At 53.7% G+C, this 15,400-nt stretch carries 12 protein-coding genes and 1 pseudogene; 12 read left to right on the top strand and 1 reads right to left on the bottom strand.

The genetic code is table 11. The features are described 5' to 3' along the window. Positions 1–27 precede the first annotated feature (27 nt). Both JET16_RS28295 and JET16_RS28290 read left to right on the top strand, forming a co-directional pair. On the top strand, positions 28–657 hold the full coding sequence (locus JET16_RS28295; RefSeq protein ID WP_199624395.1) for a DUF3990 domain-containing protein: 630 nt from the start codon (positions 28–30) through the stop codon (positions 655–657). Next, positions 623–940 (top strand): hypothetical protein, encoded by a 318-nt coding sequence (locus JET16_RS28290; protein ID WP_199624393.1) that lies wholly within the window; start codon positions 623–625, stop codon positions 938–940. Before JET16_RS28295 ends, JET16_RS28290 begins: the two co-directional genes overlap by 35 nt. Before the next feature lie 207 nt (positions 941–1,147). On the opposite strand, the gene JET16_RS28285 is transcribed toward JET16_RS28290, so the two are convergent. Next, complete coding sequence (locus tag JET16_RS28285; protein ID WP_199624391.1) at positions 1,148–3,094, bottom strand: ABC-F family ATP-binding cassette domain-containing protein; 1,947 nt, start codon at positions 3,092–3,094, stop codon at positions 1,148–1,150. A gap of 280 nt (positions 3,095–3,374) precedes the next feature. On the opposite strand from JET16_RS28285, the gene JET16_RS28280 reads away from it, so the two are divergent. From JET16_RS28280 to JET16_RS28235, 10 genes and pseudogenes are all read left to right on the top strand, one after another. After that, the gene (locus tag JET16_RS28280) at positions 3,375–4,043 is read left to right on the top strand and encodes a 5-formyltetrahydrofolate cyclo-ligase (RefSeq protein WP_199624390.1); all 669 of its coding nucleotides are present in this window, start codon (positions 3,375–3,377) and stop codon (positions 4,041–4,043) included. A gap of 108 nt (positions 4,044–4,151) precedes the next feature. Continuing rightward, on the top strand, positions 4,152–4,691 hold the full coding sequence (moaC, locus tag JET16_RS28275; RefSeq protein WP_199624389.1) for a cyclic pyranopterin monophosphate synthase MoaC: 540 nt from the start codon (positions 4,152–4,154) through the stop codon (positions 4,689–4,691). After that, positions 4,657–5,151 carry a MogA/MoaB family molybdenum cofactor biosynthesis protein gene (locus tag JET16_RS28270; RefSeq protein ID WP_199624388.1) on the top strand — a complete coding sequence of 165 codons (495 nt, stop codon included), beginning with the start codon at positions 4,657–4,659 and terminating at the stop codon, positions 5,149–5,151. Before moaC ends, JET16_RS28270 begins: the two co-directional genes overlap by 35 nt. Next, positions 5,148–6,158 (top strand): molybdopterin-binding protein, encoded by a 1,011-nt coding sequence (locus JET16_RS28265; RefSeq protein WP_199624387.1) that lies wholly within the window; start codon positions 5,148–5,150, stop codon positions 6,156–6,158. The genes JET16_RS28270 and JET16_RS28265 overlap by 4 nt, the downstream gene beginning before the upstream one ends. A gap of 15 nt (positions 6,159–6,173) precedes the next feature. Beyond that, positions 6,174–6,467 (top strand): twin-arginine translocase TatA/TatE family subunit, encoded by a 294-nt coding sequence (gene tatA, locus JET16_RS28260; RefSeq protein WP_199624386.1) that lies wholly within the window; start codon positions 6,174–6,176, stop codon positions 6,465–6,467. 481 nt (positions 6,468–6,948) lie between these two features. Continuing rightward, positions 6,949–10,959 carry a fibronectin type III domain-containing protein gene (locus JET16_RS28255; RefSeq protein ID WP_199624385.1) on the top strand — a complete coding sequence of 1,337 codons (4,011 nt, stop codon included), beginning with the start codon at positions 6,949–6,951 and terminating at the stop codon, positions 10,957–10,959. Next, positions 10,956–12,962 (top strand): LamG-like jellyroll fold domain-containing protein, encoded by a 2,007-nt coding sequence (locus tag JET16_RS30995; RefSeq protein WP_199624383.1) that lies wholly within the window; start codon positions 10,956–10,958, stop codon positions 12,960–12,962. The genes JET16_RS28255 and JET16_RS30995 overlap by 4 nt, the downstream gene beginning before the upstream one ends. Positions 12,963–13,079: 117 nt before the next feature. Then, a pseudogene (locus tag JET16_RS28245) lies at positions 13,080–13,445 on the top strand (alginate lyase family protein); the annotation flags it as partial. 268 nt (positions 13,446–13,713) lie between these two features. Further along, the gene (tnpB, locus tag JET16_RS28240; RefSeq protein ID WP_199624381.1) at positions 13,714–14,805 is read left to right on the top strand and encodes an IS200/IS605 family element RNA-guided endonuclease TnpB; all 1,092 of its coding nucleotides are present in this window, start codon (positions 13,714–13,716) and stop codon (positions 14,803–14,805) included. A gap of 183 nt (positions 14,806–14,988) precedes the next feature. After that, the gene (locus JET16_RS28235; protein ID WP_233532389.1) at positions 14,989–15,372 is read left to right on the top strand and encodes an RICIN domain-containing protein; all 384 of its coding nucleotides are present in this window, start codon (positions 14,989–14,991) and stop codon (positions 15,370–15,372) included. Positions 15,373–15,400 lie beyond the last annotated feature (28 nt).

Raw genomic sequence — 15,400 nt, 5'->3', positions numbered from 1 at the left:
CTCGGTCTCTTTATTAGGAGATGTGACATGCAGATACAACAGTTTTTATCCCCGGAAACCCTTTTTCACGGGACTCTCAGCAACCGCCTTCCATCGTTCCGGGAGAAATTGCTGAATCGAGAATATTGGGTTCCCGACCGAGATTTTGGCGCTGGATTTTACACCACTATTTCGCTTGAACAGGCAAAACAGTGGGCAATTTCTACATATGAGGAAACCCGAGGACTAAAAGGACAACCAAGCGTGCTACGAATCAAGTTAAATCAAACACAAATTGATTTCCAACCTTTTATTCTTTATTTCGGTGCAGAAAGCCTGAATTGGGCATCATTCATCTTCTCACATCGAAAAAATCGTGATAAGGATAAGGATCCCTGCAAACCACATCCCGACATCATCATGGGACCCATGGCCGATAACCGAACTAGCATAATTGTTCGAAAAGCAATAAAATGGAATAAAGGCATGCACTGGTTCTACGACCAAATCACCCGGGATAAAGAACATCAAAAGCTCGATTCTTTACAACTTGGGTATCAATTCGTTTTTTCCAATGAACATCTGGAGCGCCTACTACGATTAGAAGGACATTACATGTTTACAAAAGGAAGGTGGATATATCATGAAGAAACAGACCAAAGCATTCCACGAGTTTGATATTTGTGAGGAAGCTATTGTCGAACATCTTGTTGATGATTTTGGATATTTCCATGATGCAGCCGTCCAGCTCGTAAACTATTATGCGCCTATTCGTCAATTAATCGGAGATTACCCAACGATGCACGATTACGCGAGGATGTACCACGAGGCAAATACCGAAAAAGTTTCGGTTGAAGAATGGGAAAAGACGATCCTCGATATCCGCCGGGAAGTAAAGATGGGTCAGATACGCGAGCGTTTGGCAAACAAAAAAATTAAACGTGCTTTCGTTATTCGATAATCAAAGAAAAATTCAAAGAAAAATGTCGCCAAAGAAATGGCGGCATTTTTTTGTCCACATCAATTTTTGCGTATTTAATGGGCTTAATTATTAGTTATCAACATTATCCACAGGCAGTTACCCCGAAACTGTGGATAAAATGTGTGCACTAAGAGGCAAATGGCGCATTCCCCAAACGAAGGTGATGCGCCTCTTATGCCATCCGCTCTAAGACAATAAAGCTTCCCATTCTTCGTACCATTTTTGAAGCTTCGCCTTCAGCTCATCAATTTCAGACTGAAGGTTCTGCACCGAGACATAATCGTTATATATTTCCGGATCGGTCAACCGTTCCTCCAACGATGCAAGCTCTTCTTCCGCCGATGCGATTTCCTTCTCCAGCTGTTCAAGACGCCTCTGGCGGTTCCGTTCTTCGCGTTTGGCTTGTTTCTCGGCTTCGTACGATTGCGCGCCGATCGCCGCCGGCTCTTCGACCGCCGCCTTCCGAACGGCGGCAGCGGGCTTTGCCGTTCCGGCACGTTCCGAGGCTTCCTCATCCAATTCCTGCGCTTTGGCAAGAAAGTCGTCGTAATTTCCCAGGAAATGTCGAATCCCGCGGGGGCTTAATTCGAGCACTTGTTCAGCCATTCGATTCAAGAAGTAACGGTCGTGAGAGATGAATAAGAGCGTGCCTTCGTAATCGAGCAGCGCCGATTCCAACACTTCTTTGCTTACCAGATCGAGGTGGTTGGTAGGCTCGTCCAATATTAAAACATTCGCATTCCGCAGCATCAGCTTCGCCAAAGCGACCCGGGCTTTCTCGCCGCCGCTTAATGTCGAAACCTTTTTCAAAACATCTTCTCCGCTGAACAAAAAGTTCCCGAGTACCGTCCTTATTCGCACTTCCTCCAGGTGAGGGTACTCGCTCCATAATTCCTCAAGAACTGTATTGTTCAAGTTCAGCCCGGTTTGTTCCTGGTCGTAATATCCGATCGTAATGTTGGTGCCCCAGCGGATGGTGCCGTTCGCCGGCTGCATCTGGCCGACCAGCGCCTTCAGCAATGTCGATTTGCCGATGCCGTTCGGGCCGATTAACGCGACGGAGTCGCCGCGGCGCAAGTCGAAGCCGACCCCGGAAAACAGCGGGGCCGTGCCTTCATAAGCCATTGCAAGATCGCGCACCTGCAGTACTTCTTTCCCGGACAAGCGATCTACTTCGAAGCGGAAAGACGCTTTCTTCAAATCGCCCTGCGGCCGGTCGATGCGCTCCATGCGTTCGAGCATGTTGCGGCGGCTTTGCGCCCGCTTCGTGGTCGTCGCACGGACGATATTGCGGCGTACAAAATCTTCCATGCGCGCGATTTCTTCCTGCTGTTTCTCGTATAATTTGAGTTGTCGTTCGTATTCGGCGGCCTTTTGCTCTACAAAAGAAGAGTAATTGCCCGTATACCGCTTGGCGGACGTTCGCTCGATTTCATAGATCGTGTCCGCGAGCGCATCGAGAAAATACCGGTCGTGGGAAACGACGAGCACGGCGCCCGGATAGCTGCGCAGATACGACTCCAGCCAAGTGAGCGTTTCGATATCGAGGTAGTTCGTCGGTTCGTCCAGCATAAGAATGTCCGGTTTGACGAGCAGCAGCCGGGCGAGCGCCAGGCGCGTCTTTTGGCCGCCGCTTAAGGTGGAGACGATCGTGTCCGGCGGCATGCCGCTGAATCCCATTCCGTGCAATACCCCGCGAATCGTCGCCTCTATCGCATAACCGCCCCGTTCGCGGAACGCATCGGATTTGGCGGAGTAACGCGCCAACACGGAGTTATATTCGGATTCGTCGGCAGCCAGAGCCGGATCGGCCATTCGGGCTTCCAACTCACGCAGCTCGGACTCAACCGCAAGCAAATCGGCAAAGACGGCGCGCATCTCATGTTGGATCGATTCGTCGGACTGAAGGCCGCTGTTTTGCGCCAAGTATCCGATAGACATGCCTTTGGCGAGAAACAGCTGACCTTCGTCGTAAGACGACTCCCCGGCGAGGATGCGCAGCAGGGTCGACTTCCCCGCGCCGTTCGCGCCGACAAGACCGATGCGTTCGCGCTCTTGTATTTGCAGGTGGATATTGGACAAGATGGTGGTCGCTCCGAAATTTTTGCCGATACCCGAAGCTTGAAGAAGCATAGTATGTGGTCCCTCCGCGTCCCATGAAAGGCATGATGACATTTTCGTCAAAAAAATTTAATAAATAGTGGTAAAGAATACCCTTATTTTCCTCATATGTTTCGAATTATTATAGATAGCGTAAAAAACGGTACTGCATTCGAATCATTTCACGCTATTTCCAAGTGTAACGAATTCCGGCGTCCGGTGCCACCGGTAAGCGAACGTTTGTTGCGGGCGGGGTGAGAACTTATGGTACAATATAGAAAGAAAGCCAGCAATACAGTGAGATTGAGGGACAATGGGCGTGAATGACGATCAACGGCAAAATTCCGCGAACACCGAGAGCAACCGCGACCCGGCGCTTGCCGCACAGAAGGCGGCGCTGCGCAGACGGATGGCGGCGATCCGCGACGGATTGACGGAGCGGGAGAGAACGGAGCGCTCGAACGCCATATGCCTCCGGTTTTTGGAGGCGTGGGCGGAGACGCTGCTGCAAGGGCGTGGCGAGGGTAAGGCGCTCGCCGCATTTGTCCCGTTCCGCTCGGAAGCGGACGTGATGGGCATCGTCCGCTGGTGCTGGGAGCGGAACGTGAAGGTGGCGTTGCCGAGGGTGGACCCTGGGGCAACGCGGGAGCTGACCCTGCACGTCGCGGCAGGGGAACAAGACCTCGAGCCGGGGGCTTACGGCATCCGCGAACCGAAGCCGCAGACGCCGCGGCTCGAACAGACGGGGGCGATCTCGCTCATGCTCGTCCCCGGGCTCGCCTTCGACGCCGCAGGCCGGCGTCTCGGCTATGGAGGCGGCTACTACGACCGCCTCCTCGAACGCATCGGCGCCGGCGCCACCGTTACCGTGGCGCCCGCCTTCGAGGCGCAGCTGATCGACGCCGTGCCGGCCGAGCCGCACGACGCGACCGTGCGCTTCGTCGTCACGGAAGCGCGGATCATTCACGTCCCTAGTAATTGACGCTATACATAATTAGTCATGATCGCCAATCGCGGCCTGCCGCTTTCGCCACGAAGCACGGCGGTGGAGCGGTGTAGGCTTCGCGGAAAGGAGGAACCTAACGAAGCGATGGCCGACCACAATAACGACAACTTCACCCATATGAACGAACAGGGCCGGGCGCGCATGGTCGACATATCCGGCAAGACGGCGACACTCCGTACCGCTACCGCATCGACGACCGTCGTCATGAAGCCGGAGACGCTGCAGGCGATCAAACAGCATGCCGTCACCAAAGGAGACGTGCTCGCCGTCGCGCAAGTGGCCGGCATTATGGCCGCGAAGAAGACGCCGGACATCATACCGATGTGCCATCCGATCCTCATTACCGGCGTAGACATTGAATTCGAGGACAACGGCAACGACGAGCTGTACATCGACGCAACCGTGCGCACCACGGGAGGAACCGGTGTCGAGATGGAGGCGCTGACCGCCGTTTCGGCCGCTGCGCTCACCATATATGACATGTGCAAGGCATTGGACAAAGCGATGGAAATCGGCCCGACCTTGCTAACTAGAAAAACAGGCGGAAAAAGCGGAGATTTTGTACGAGACAGAGGGAGAGGAACGAAGCATGCGGTGGAAAGTGGCGATTTTAACGGCAAGTGACCGAGGCTCCCGGGGGGAAAGGGAGTCCACCAGCGCGCTCGTCATCCGCGAGCTGACCGAAGAAGAACTGAACGGCGAAATCGTTGACGACCGCGTCGTGCCGGACGAAACCGACGAAGTGATGGCGGCGCTGATCGAGATGACCGATTATCATCATGCGGATCTCATTCTTACGACCGGCGGCGCCGGACTTCAACCGAGGGACATAACGCCCGAAGCGACGCGCCGGGTCGTCGAACGGGAGGTGCCCGGATTTGCCGAGATCATCAGATCGGGCGCAAGAGCCAAAGGGCGCCTCTCCGCACAATTCCGCGGAACGGCCGGCGTGCGCGGGCACACGCTCATCGTCAATCTGCCGAGCAGCCCTAAGGGCGTATCTTTGGCCATGCTCTCCATAATGGACGAACTGTCCGCAGCGCTCGAAACTTTGCACGGGAAGGAGGCTGAGCGGGACGAATGAAGCCTGACCACATGCTGAAAGAAGTAAGGGTGCAGGACGCAATCGGTCTTAGACTCGGCCACGATCTCACGCGGATTGTGCCCGGCGAGTTCAAAGGCCAGGCGTTCCGCAAGGGCCATATTATCACCGAAGAGGATATCCCGCTGCTGCTCGACATCGGCAAAGAGCATATTTACATACTTGACGTACCCGACGGGTGGCTGCACGAGGACGACGCCGCGTACAGAATGGCGTCCGCCGCAGCCGGGGAAAACTTACAACTGACGCCGCCGGCGGAAGGGAAAATTTCGCTGAAGTCGACCATCAACGGCTTGGCGAAAATCGACGCAAGCTTTGTCAATACCGTCAACGCGATCGAGCACGTCGTGTTCTCGACCATTCTGAACAATGCCGTCGTCCAACTCGGCACGGCGCTGGCGGCGACCCGCGTCGTGCCGCTCATCGTTGAAGAGCGAACGATTGCCGAATTCGAGCGGAAAGCCGCCGAACACAAACAGAAGCTCGGGCATCATCTTGTTACGGTGAAGCCTTTTCGCCCGTTGAAAGCAGGAGTTATCACCACGGGAAGCGAAGTGTTCAACAACCGGATCGAAGACAAATTCGGGCCTGTGCTCAAAGACAAGCTCGCCGCCTTCGGATCCGAAGTGATCGGACAGCGGTTTTCGCCCGATTCAACCGACACGATCGTCGAGCACATCCGGTATTTCCAGCAGCAGCGTGCCGATCTCATCCTCGTCACCGGCGGAATGAGCGTCGATCCGGACGACCGGACGCCGGGAGCGATCAAGAAGGCCGGCGCGGATATCGTCTCATACGGCAATCCGATGCTGCCCGGCTCCATGCTCATGATGGCATACCTCGGCGATACGCCGATACTTGGACTGCCCGGCGCCGTCATGCACGAGAAATTCACCTCGTTCGACGTTCTGCTGCCCCGCATCTGCGCGGGCGAGCGCATCGAGCGCCCCGACATCGTCGCCATGGGCTACGGCGGGCTGCTCAAATAAGAAGGAGGAACGCCCATGCTTGGAAATATAGGACCGGTCGGCATCCTGCTGATCGTCATCATTGCGCTCATCCTATTCGGACCGAACAAGCTGCCCGAGCTCGGCCGCGCCTTCGGCCGCACCTTGCGCGAGTTTAAAGAGGGAACGAAAGAACTGCTCAAAGACGACGACAACCCCGAGGCGGAAAAAGGTTCCCGCACCACCGCAGCCGACCGCCAACAGAGAACCGAGGTGGAAGGACAATTTACGGAAGTCCGCGCGGAGGATAAGCCGTCCGATTCGGCGAAGGATAAGCGCCTCCCGGACTAAGCGGCTCCGTTCGGGACGCTAGCGGAAACAAATTTCCGCTACGGAGTAAATATCGCCGATTGCTTACCTGCAGCGGAAACATATTACCGCTTCGCTGCCGCAAACCGCCAATATGCGCCGTCACCGCATATGCAACGGAAACAAATGACCGCTACAGATACCCAATTCGACGAATGGGTGCTGTAGCGGTATTTTTTTGCCTCTGTACGACCGGCATATCAGTTGCAGCCGCCGAAACCGGGGTATCGCCTCTGCCTGTCCGAACCCAAATCTCTCGCAATCTCTTAAAAATCTTGCAGTCAAAACTTAAAAAATGTACATCCATACTAATTTGTATCCATGATATGCTAATTAGCAGCATCGAATGTAAACGCATTCATGCTGCAGCGGCAACAACCGCAATATAAAGGGGGGTCCGACGGCATATGTGATCGAATCTGCTTTTCGCCGCAATCAGCTCTTTCAAAACACAAGGAGGTACATGATGCAAAGAAATTTGCTACCCGGTTTCATGCAGACATTCAGGCGTACCAAACAAATCTTGGCTGTCATTCTTATCGCCGCACTGGCAATGCCCGCGACAGGGGCGATCGGAGCCGGCACGGTTATGGCTGAGGAGGAACAAGCAACGAGCGGCCACCTGGACAAGCTCATATTCGGCAACCCGGAATCGGAACAGGCACACGATTTCGAAGGCGAGTTCACCGACGCAATCACCGGAGCTTTGGGCCAATCCGCGCGGGTCGCGCTTCCGCGCACTCCGGCCGACATCCAGGGCGGAGAAATGTCCTTCACGATGAAAGTCGACCCGGCTGCCCAAAACTATTTCACCGTTAAGTTCTGGGGCAGCGACGCGTCAAGCTACAAAACGATGGTATACATCAACGGCGAGCAAATCGGGTACCGCCGCGTCGGAGACTATCAGGCGCTCCAGATGGGCTCAAGCGGCGCTTTGCCGAACCGTTTCTACTACAGTACGACGTTGCTTCCGTTAGAGCATACATACGGGCGCAACGCTGTCGAAATAACATTAAGGACGTTCAGCGGGAACTTCGGTGCGATCGTGGATCAGCCCTCAAGAGGGTACTATAACGCTTATACGCATACCGAAGCGTATCTGGACGTATCCGGCGAGGTGCAGGGCACAAAACTCCAGGAAGGTCAATCTTATGTAAGAGACGATATAACGGACGAAGAGAAGCAGTCCATCATCGACAAGTATACATCAAACCTGATCAATAACTTCAATTCGTATTCCGCTAGAATAGACGGCAGCGCGGGTGCCAAATTATCGATCGAACGGTATAAGGACGAACTGAAGTTTTATGCGAGTGCGCTCCATTATGACTGGTCTCCTGCCAAGACGGCGGAAGAGAAACGAGCAGCGCTGGAACGTATTTTCAAAGTCATCGACAACCATGTCAAAGACTATTACGGCAACATCAGGCTCGTGACATGGGGCGGCCATCAAGGCGACTGGGGCGGCTATTATGGCGCATTAGGCGAGGCGTTGTATATTGTCGAACAGCTCATCAAGGATGACGCCATTTATGGCGAGGCCGCATTCAACGCATTCCTCGATCAGCCGTTTGTGACGGGAACGGTCGATGGACTGTACTCGCTTGCGGGAGCAGACTGGAATGGCGGTGAATTATCCCGTCGTGAAGCGTGGGAGCGTGTGCTGAAAGCGAATTTCGACTTTGCCCGTTCCAGACTGTCCTACATCTATAATCAAGTCGTGTATACGTATGAAGGCGCATGGGAAGCGCACGAAGGACTGCGCATGATCGGCTCCCCTTTCTATGAAGGCAAAGAGCGAAGCCATCAGATTCTTCTTGAAGCGTTAGGGGGGAAACCGTTCCTCGGAGAAGAAGTGCTGGTCGGTCCGGGCGGCGAAGAATTGGATTTGTACCATTCCTTGTTCTATCACGACCGGACGGCTAGATTTACGGAAGATTACTTGCAAATTGTCGCTAAGGGACTCGCGAAGAGCAAGCTGGATGCGAACGGGAACGTCGTCAGGCGGCTGCCGTACGGCAAGCATTACTACGGCCTGACGGAAGCGGGGCAGACAAGGGAAAACGGATATGTCGCCAATTACGGCGAGGCGGCCAACTACCTTGTGAAGTACTTCTACAAAACGTTAAACCACCCCGGCGATGAGGAATTGAACGATGAAATTCTGAAACTGGCATTGAAAAACATGCATGCCCGAGGGTTCACCCGGTACACGAGTGTGGATGACGACGGGAAACGAATTATGAGAGCGGAACAAGTCACGGATGAGCGGAACACGGCTCTGCCAGGTTTCTACGCGTATGGCGCGAGAACTTCAACCGGAATGGCGCTGCAGTACGCTTCCCTGGAAATGGCGATGGTTCATAACGAGCAAAAGTACAGCGGTCCGGAATGGGACGAGTACTGGCGGTATGCGAAGGAAGCGGTCGGTTTCGCGCAGCAGCAGCTTGCGGATCGCCAACTGTTCAATTTCACCTTCGGAACCAGAGGCACAAATAGCGGAGAAGATTACCATCTGGCGGAAACGTACAAATACATTACGGAAACCCGCGCCGATGTTGACCGGTTTGACAGCGCAGCGGCGGGCGTCGTTCTTCCGCAGACGGATTTCGACTATTATTCGGAAGAAGAAATAGCGGTGCTTGGTGTGAACCCGGCCGACTACGAACAGTTTGCTTGGGCCGACATTGACAATATGTTCATCTCGATGCGCGACGGCGATTTCAGAATGTTCGCCAACCTGAACGAGCTCAACAAGGGCTATCGGGCAAACGGCAGACTTCACGTTCTTGGCGACAATTACGACCATATTGTCCACATCGCGACCGACGGCAAATTCCAATATCAAGATTATTGGATTCGCATGGACAATATCGATATGGTCTTCTTCGAGGACCAGTTGACGAATGGCGCCGAGGCGCCGCAATCGATGGCGGGAGAAATTATCCCGATCACGTATCAGCCCGGCGTCGGCAAGACGGACCGCGATAACTTTGAGGCCGATACGCCTTATGCCGGTTATCCGGATTTGCTGACTGCAAGGTACGGGAAGTATTTCATGATTTTCAATACGACCCGCGACGTGTACGGAAACGAGCGATCCTTTGAAGTGACAATACCTACGGATTACAAAGGAAGCGAAGTCCTTGATCTCGTATCCGGGCAGCAGCTTCCGATTGCGCGCAACGGGAAAGTGACCGTACCTCCTAAAACCGCAATGGTATTGAAATTGACGTCCGACTATCACAAGGACAAGGAGCCGGATACCGTTGACTTTGCAAGCGCGTTGGCAGGCAACGGCTATGCGGGAATCACCTGGAAAACCACAGCCGGAGCAAAATCCTACAACATCACGCGTTCGGAAACCGAAAACGGCAAGTACGAGCTCATTGCAACAGGAGTTACAGGGAACTACTACAAAGATTCGACGGTTCAAAACGGCAAGGTATATTACTATAAAGCTTCCGGTGTGAACGAGATAGGAGCGGGAGACGAATCCTATCGGGCAAAGGTTGACCTGACCGTTCCCGAGTCCGGACTGACCGATACCGACTGGCGTGACGACCGCATCGGCACGACGGCGGGCAGCGCGACGGTGTCGGGCTCGAGCATCGCGATCGCCGGCGCGAACGGACGCGGCCTCGGAGAAGGCAACGACCTGATCATATATGATCGGGATCTGCGGGATTCGCTGCATTTTGTAAACAAGGTTGTGGCCGGCAGCAGCGCCGTCAGCGCGAAGCTGGACAGCTGGAGCGGCAGCGCTAGCGGCATCATGCTGCGCGATAAGCTGCAAGAGAACACCCGGTATATTTATTTCGGCGCCGATGAGGACGGAAATCTCGTTCTGCAGAATCGTACAAGGGATTCCCGCCACGCCTTCTCGGAAGAAAAGAAAAGCCCGATGAACGCAATGCTGATCGGACTTCGCGCGGAAGACTATCCGTACCTGAAGCTCGTTCGCGACTACGATTCGCATTACATTCACGCGTATGTGTCCAAGGACGGCGCGAATTGGCAGATGGTGAAGCGAATGTTTACCCCGTTCCCGTATGCGGTCTATGCGGGTGTCGTTGCGGTCCAAGATGCGAGCTTCAGCAGCGTGAGCGTAGAAGAAATGCCGCGCGGACAAGTATATCCGTATGTGAAGAGAGACGGCAGCAGCATTTCGCTTGCATGGAACAAACCGAAGCAAGCGGTGAAATTCAGTCTCTTCCGCACGTATGACAAGGATGCTGCTTTAACCGATCCGGTATTCAAACCGGGCACTTTGGAGCTGGCGGACAACTCCCCGTGGACGGCCCTTGTTTCGCAATCTCCGTTATTGTCGTATACGGACGTCGGACCGGGCTTCGAAGATTTCCCGGCGTATAAGATTGCAGCGATCTCCGCGGACGGAACGGTGCTCGATTTTCCGATGCGGTTTATCTGCCTAACGAAACGCCGGCGCCTCGCGTATCCTCAATCAAGGTGACAAACTACCTTGAGGGTCTGGACGACGAGATCGAAGTGTCGGGTCTGCCGGAAGGCACCGTAGTGAAGGTATACCGTACGCCTACGGATCTCGACGTGCTTGGCACAACCGTAACAGAAAGCACCTACGGAATAGTGCGCATTCCGCAAATCGGCTCGGAGTCGGGCGTTCTGTACGTATCCGCAACGATTCCCGGCAAGATGGAGAGCGCCAGAACGGCCAAGTCATACCCGGGCGAAAACGGACTCATCCATTTGAAGGCCGAGAAGGATGCCACACTGCGGTTTAACACTACGGGGCCCGGCGACGCAACGTGGATGACGATTCTTTCCAATGGGACGGAAGAAGGGAATAAAAGATTCGGAATCGTTACGTTTAACAACGTACCGGATTTCGAGGATGAAAATATCGAGTCCGTGACTTTGAAAATGTATCGCTCCAACACAAGATCGTCGCTTCTTCGCGCGCACCATATCGAGTGGGACGACTGGAAGGAGCCTGGCGGCGGCGGCACTCTCGGAGCGGAATTGAAAGCCGAGTATTTCAATGGAAGCACGGAAGATGCTCTGGCTTTCTTCGAAGGACCGAATGCATCGGCAATGATAACGCCCGAAAGTGAGAATACGGTGTATGGCGTCAACGGAAGCTGGTACCTGGACGTGACGGAGATCATAAAAGCGAACCATGGCGCCAGAGCGACGTTCTTGCTGTCGGTTCCTAGCGCGGAAGTGAACCCGTTGACGAAAGAATATACTTCCGGCACCAGCGTCCCGGGTCAATTCGGACCTCAATTGATCGTGAAATACAAGACGGACAACATTACCGCTGCACTTTCCGAAACCGATATCAAAGTAACGAATAACGAGGAAGGATCGGCGGATACGGTTCAAGTTTCCGGGCTTGCGGCGGAAGGAACGGTTGTTAAGGTATACCGGAACTCGTCGGATACCGACGCGCTCGGCGCCGCAACCGTCACCGAAAGCACGTACGCTACCGTAAGCATCCCGCAAATCGGCGTTGCTCCGGGTAATCTGTACGTTACGGCTACTGCGCCGTTCAAGCTGGAAAGCGAGAGAACGGCGAAGAGTTACATCGGCGAGCCTATTAACTATACGAAGGGCAGCTACTACACGTACCTGAAAGAACTGGAGCGGATCGGCGAACAGGCCGAAGCTTTGCTGGTTCAGGTTCCTATGTCGCTCTATTCGTTTGAGGGCAATGCGGACAACGCATTCGGCGGATCGCACGGAACCGCTAACGGAACGCCTGTTTACGCGGAAGGAAAATTCGGACAGGCGATCGATCTGAACGGAACCGACAGCTTCGTCACGCTGCCTTCCTGGCACGCTTTGTCCACAGCCGATACTGTCACAGTCGCCGCGTGGGTGAACTGGAGAGGCGGAAACGCATGGCAGCGTATCTTCGACTTCGGCAACAATACGAGTCAATACCTGTTCCTTACGCCGAGATCCGGCGGCAATACGCTGCGTTTCGCGATCAAGAACGGCGGGGGCGAGCAGCTCGTCCAAACGACGCAGCTGCCGGCGAATGAATGGGTGCATGTGGCGGTGACGCTTGGCGGCGGTATGGAGAAGCTGTATGTGAACGGCGAACTGAAAGCTACCAACACCAATGCCACCATCAAGCCGAGCGATTTCAAACCGAGAGTAAACTATATCGGCAAGAGCCAGTGGCCCGATCCGCTGTTCAACGGTTTGATCGACGAATTCCGCGTATATAATTACGTCTTGAGTGCGGAAGATATTCAGGCGGCGATGAATAACACGGCGAAGCCATGGATTGACGACAGCCTGGTCAAGGTGCTGCTGGCTGAAGCTGCCGCTCTCGATGAAACGCAATATACCGAAGAGAGCTGGCAAGCGCTTGAAGCCGCGGTCGCCGAAGCGAATGCGCTTCCTGCGGATGCGGATCAAGCGACAATCGACGATGCGGCCTCTAAGCTTCTGAACGCGATTCAGTCGCTGGAGCCGGCGTCGGTTTGATCCGCACGAAGTAACTCGAATCATATTCTTTTGCATCTCGGATGTTACACAGAGGGTCGGCTGACGCCGGCCCTTGGTTCGAGATTGATTTGAAAACGGTTACATTCCACCCACGGCAGCGAATTCGAATCGGATGTAACCGCAGCCTACTTGAATGCGTTGATGTGGGCGGTTACAGGCGATACGCGCCACGCCGACAAATCCGTTCAAATCTTTAATACGTGGAGCAATTTAACCGAAGTTACAGGCGGAGGCACAGAGGCATTAAATGCGGGATTATACGCCTGGAAGCTGGTGGAAGCCTCCGAAATCATCAAAAGCACCTATAACGGCTGGACTCCCGCGGATTTGCAAAAGTTTAAGGATATGCTGGTTTATCCGGGGTATTCCACTGCGGGTAAGCCTGATACGGTAATTGCCAACAACGGAACATTTTACCGGAAACAGTTGAGAATGCCCCGATCTTCTATAAGTCGGGGATGAACCGACTTCGGGCAGAGGGAGGGTTTTAGCCCTCTCGATAGCCCGATTGTTCTAATTCCCTTTTCGGATTAAAACCAAAATAGCTTCCGTACGAGTCGTATCCGCTTAGTTCTTTGAAGTCATCGAACTTATTCATCAAAACGACAGGGTATCTCGTGTGAATTTTTGTGATATTATGTTAATAATAGAACCTACGTTCGCAAAACGGGCATGAATGTGATAAAATGAATATATGCACATATCATGCACAAAGCGAAGTGACAAAACAATGCACAAGGCGTTCAAATTCAGAATATATCCTACGCCGGAGCAGCGGACGTTAATCGACAAAACGATAGGCTGTGCCAGATTCGTATTTAACCATTTCCTGGCTCGGCGAAAGGAAGTCTACGAACATGAGCGAAAAACGCTGAATTTCGCTGCTTGTTGCGCGGAGCTGACCGTACTTAAAAGTGATAAGGAATGGCTCAAAGAAGCGGACAGCACCGCCTTGCAGCGCAGTCTCCGGGCGTTGGATGAAGCGTTTCAGGCGTTCTTTCGCAAGCAAAACGATTTTCCGAAATTCAAAAGCAAGCGCAATCCGAACAAAAGCTATACGATTGTGAATAATGGAACTATTCGAGCCGAAGCAAATGATCTGCGCTTGCCGAAGCTCGGACTTGTTACATTCGCCAAGTCCCGAGAGATCGAAGGACGTATTCTGTCGGTAACCGTCCGGCGCAATCCAAGCGACAAATACTTTGTCTCCGTTCTATGTGAAACAGACGTCAAGCCTTTGTCTCCATCTCCGAATGCCGTTGGCGTGGACTTAGGGGTGAAGGACTTTGCAGTCCTCTCGAACGGAGAGAAGATCGGAAACCCGAAGTATTTCCGTAAGTACGAGAATCGGCTGGCCAAAGCGCAGCGTATGTTGTCAAGACGGAAACAAGGCGGCAAGAACCGGGAGAAAGCCCGCGTCAAAGTCGCGAAACTGCACGAAAAAATAGCGAACACCCGCAATGATTTCCTGCACAAGCTGTCAACGAAACTGATCAATGAAAACCAAGTGATTTGTTTGGAAGACTTGCAGGTGCAGAACATGGTTAAGAATCACAATTTGGCAAAAAGCATATCTGATGCAAGCTGGTCGGCGTTTCGCACGATGCTGGAATATAAATCCGCATGGTATGGCCGCACGATAAGCATCATTGGCAAGACGTTCTCATCCAGTCAACAATGTTCCTGCTGCGGGTGCCCAAACCCGGAAGTGAAGAACCTGAATTTGCGGGAGTGGACGTGTCCCGAGTGTGGACAACATCATGACCGGGATGTAAATGCCGCACGAAACATCTTGCAAGAAGGACTTCGACTGCTCGCATAGGCGGGCGAACTGCGGGAACCGCAGGGATCGCTTGGATATGAAGCAAGCAGTAGCTTGCTGCTCCCAAGTATCCCCTCCCTCTAAGCGTCAAGCGTAGGAAGGGGAGAGTTCAATGGAGAATTTATAACGGGGATTCGGCGGCACGGCAACCAGGATATGATTGCCTGGAGAGCGATGATCACAATGGCCGTATTCCTCGATAACCGGACCATGTATGACAGGGCGCTGCGTTACTTTACAGGGCAGGCGCACAGGCCGGACGATATTCCGTACGTTTCCGGTCGGTCGCCTTCGGGAGATCAGATCGGCGACAATGAGTATTTCACTACTTTTAAGCATCTAGGTTCTCAGGGGACGATTCCCGACTACGGTTACAACGGTGTCTTAAAACATTATATATGGGAGAACGGGCAAAATCAGGAGAGCTCGCGCGACCAGCAGCATGCATTCTTCCGCGCGACAGGATTGTATTTGGACGGCATGGGCCGCACCGCGAACGGTTCCGACGCGGCCCAGTGGAGCGGCAGCAGCAGCAACAACCAACAATGGCAGATCGTAACGCCTTAAAATCAAGGGGGGCGCATTACACCGCGCC

This window comes from Paenibacillus alkalitolerans, from assembly GCF_016482785.1.
Taxonomy (GTDB): Bacteria; Bacillota; Bacilli; order Paenibacillales; family YIM-B00363; genus Paenibacillus_AE; species Paenibacillus_AE alkalitolerans.
The sequence above is the reverse complement of the archived record's forward strand: the minus strand, read 5'-3'. Positions and strand labels throughout refer to the sequence as shown.

What these genes read in the sequence shown, in the direction of transcription:
- tnpB (WP_199624381.1), top strand. Translation starts at nt 13,714, where the DNA reads ATGCACAAGGCGTTCAAATTCAGAATATATCCTACGCCGGAGCAGCGG.
- JET16_RS28280 (WP_199624390.1), top strand. Translation starts at nt 3,375, where the DNA reads ATGGGCGTGAATGACGATCAACGGCAAAATTCCGCGAACACCGAGAGC.
- JET16_RS28285 (WP_199624391.1), bottom strand. Translation starts at nt 3,094, where the DNA reads ATGCTTCTTCAAGCTTCGGGTATCGGCAAAAATTTCGGAGCGACCACC.
- tatA (WP_199624386.1), top strand. Translation starts at nt 6,174, where the DNA reads ATGCTTGGAAATATAGGACCGGTCGGCATCCTGCTGATCGTCATCATT.
- JET16_RS28255 (WP_199624385.1), top strand. Translation starts at nt 6,949, where the DNA reads ATGATGCAAAGAAATTTGCTACCCGGTTTCATGCAGACATTCAGGCGT.
- JET16_RS28270 (WP_199624388.1), top strand. Translation starts at nt 4,657, where the DNA reads ATGCGGTGGAAAGTGGCGATTTTAACGGCAAGTGACCGAGGCTCCCGG.
- moaC (WP_199624389.1), top strand. Translation starts at nt 4,152, where the DNA reads ATGGCCGACCACAATAACGACAACTTCACCCATATGAACGAACAGGGC.
- JET16_RS28295 (WP_199624395.1), top strand. Translation starts at nt 28, where the DNA reads ATGCAGATACAACAGTTTTTATCCCCGGAAACCCTTTTTCACGGGACT.
- JET16_RS28235 (WP_233532389.1), top strand. Translation starts at nt 14,989, where the DNA reads ATGGCCGTATTCCTCGATAACCGGACCATGTATGACAGGGCGCTGCGT.
- JET16_RS28290 (WP_199624393.1), top strand. Translation starts at nt 623, where the DNA reads ATGAAGAAACAGACCAAAGCATTCCACGAGTTTGATATTTGTGAGGAA.
- JET16_RS28265 (WP_199624387.1), top strand. Translation starts at nt 5,148, where the DNA reads ATGAAGCCTGACCACATGCTGAAAGAAGTAAGGGTGCAGGACGCAATC.